Source organism: Stenotrophomonas sp. HMWF003 (assembly GCF_003061285.1).
GTDB lineage: Bacteria > Pseudomonadota > Gammaproteobacteria > Xanthomonadales > Xanthomonadaceae > Stenotrophomonas > Stenotrophomonas maltophilia_AP.
In genome coordinates this window covers 1-1,881 of sequence record NZ_QAIW01000039.1, presented here as the reverse complement: position 1 = coordinate 1,881, position 1,881 = coordinate 1, and the positions used below count along the sequence as shown (strand labels likewise).

Here is a 1,881-nt window from a genome sequence, read left to right as displayed (position 1 = left end):
CCGTAGAGCCGGGCTCTGCCCGGCTGCCGTTCTACGGAGGATGCGTGGAGCCGGCCAGCGGCCGGCACTACCTGGGTGGTGCGGGAATGCGTGGAGCCGGCCAGCGGTCGGCACTACCTGGGTGGGGTGGGGATGCGTGGAGCCGGCCAGCGGCCGGCACTACCGCACCCCCTCAACGAAAAAGGCCCCGCGATGCGGGGCCTTTTTCTGTTCGCCTGAAACGCGTATCAGCGCTTCATCGAACCGAAGAACTCGTCGTTGGACTTGGTGTTCTTCATTTTGTCGAGCAGGAATTCCATCGCGGCCATTTCATCCATCGGATGCAGCAGCTTGCGCAGGATCCAGATCTTCTGCAGCAGTTCCGGTTCGATCAGCAGGTCTTCGCGACGGGTGCCCGAGCGGTTGATGTCGATCGCCGGGAACACGCGCTTTTCAGAGATGCGACGGCTCAGGTGCACTTCGCTGTTGCCGGTGCCCTTGAACTCTTCGTAGATCACCTCGTCCATCTTGCTGCCGGTATCGACCAGCGCGGTGGCGATGATGGTCAGGCTGCCGCCTTCCTCCACGTTGCGCGCGGCGCCGAAGAAGCGCTTCGGACGGTGCAGGGCGTTGGCGTCCACACCACCGGTGAGCACCTTGCCGGAGCTGGGCACCACGTTGTTGTAGGCACGCGCCAGGCGGGTGATCGAGTCGAGCAGGATCACCACGTCCTTCTTGTGCTCGACCAGGCGCTTGGCCCGCTCGATCACCATTTCGGCAACCTGCACGTGGCGCGCGGCCGGTTCGTCGAAGGTGGAGCTGATGACCTCGCCGCGCACGGTGCGCTGCATTTCGGTCACTTCTTCCGGGCGCTCGTCGATCAGCAGCACGATCAGGTGCACGTCCGGATGGTTGGTGGTGATCGCCGTGGCCACCTGCTGCATCATCATCGTCTTACCGGCCTTGGGCTGGGACACGATCAGCGAACGCTGACCCTTGCCCTGCGGTGCCATCAGATCGAGGATGCGGCCGGTGATGTCTTCGGACGAGCCGTTGCCGCGTTCCAGGGTGAAGCGCTTGCGCGGGAACAGCGGGGTGAGGTTTTCGAACAGCACCTTGTTCTTCGACGCTTCCAGCGGCTCACCATTGATGGTGTCCACGATCGACAGCGCGAAGTAACGCTCGCCGTCCTTCGGGAAGCGGATGCGGCCGGACAGGTGGTCGCCGGTGCGCAGGTTGAAGCGGCGGATCTGGCTGGGCGAGATGTAGGTGTCGTCCGGGCCGGCCAGGTAGCTGGCTTCGGCGGCTCGCAGGAACCCGAAGCCGTCCGGCAGGATTTCCAGCACGCCATCGGCGGCAACGCCGTCGCCGTGGCGGGTGAGCACCTTGAGCAGGGCGAAGATCACGTCCTGCTTGCGGGCACGTGCCACGCCTTCGGAGATCTGCAGCTGCTCGGCGATTTCCAGCAGCTTCTGCGCCGGCATGCGCTTGAGGTCGCTCAGCGAATAGACGGGGAAGCCTTCGGGCACGTTGGCCTGCTGGCTGCGCACGAACGGCTGCTGTTCGCCGTTGTCCTGCGGCATGCCGTCGTCGTTGTAGCGATCGCCACCGCGGTTGCGGTCACGGCGATTGCGGAAACGATCACGGCGGTTGCCCTGACCCTGACCCTGGTTCTGGCCTTGGCCTTGACCCTGCTGGTACGGGTTCTGCCCGCCCTTGGGGGTGTTGTTGTTGTTGCCGTTCTGGTTGCGCTGGCCACCGTCGCCGGTGTCCTGCTGCGCATTGCCTTGGGCAGAGGAGGCGTCGCCAGCCGGTGCCTGCTGGGGCGCCGACGGAGCGGCGACCGGCGCCGGCGCGTCAGGCGCGGCAGCCAGGGGCAGGGCGGATTGATGAGCGGGGGGG

1 protein-coding gene is annotated in these 1,881 nt (G+C 65.7%); it reads right to left on the bottom strand.

Features of this window, described 5'->3' with window-relative positions; genetic code table 11:
- Positions 1-227: 227 nt before the first annotated feature.
- The coding region (gene rho / locus DBR34_RS01370; RefSeq protein WP_128095408.1) for a transcription termination factor Rho at positions 228-1,881 on the bottom strand (1,654 nt) is incomplete at its 5' end.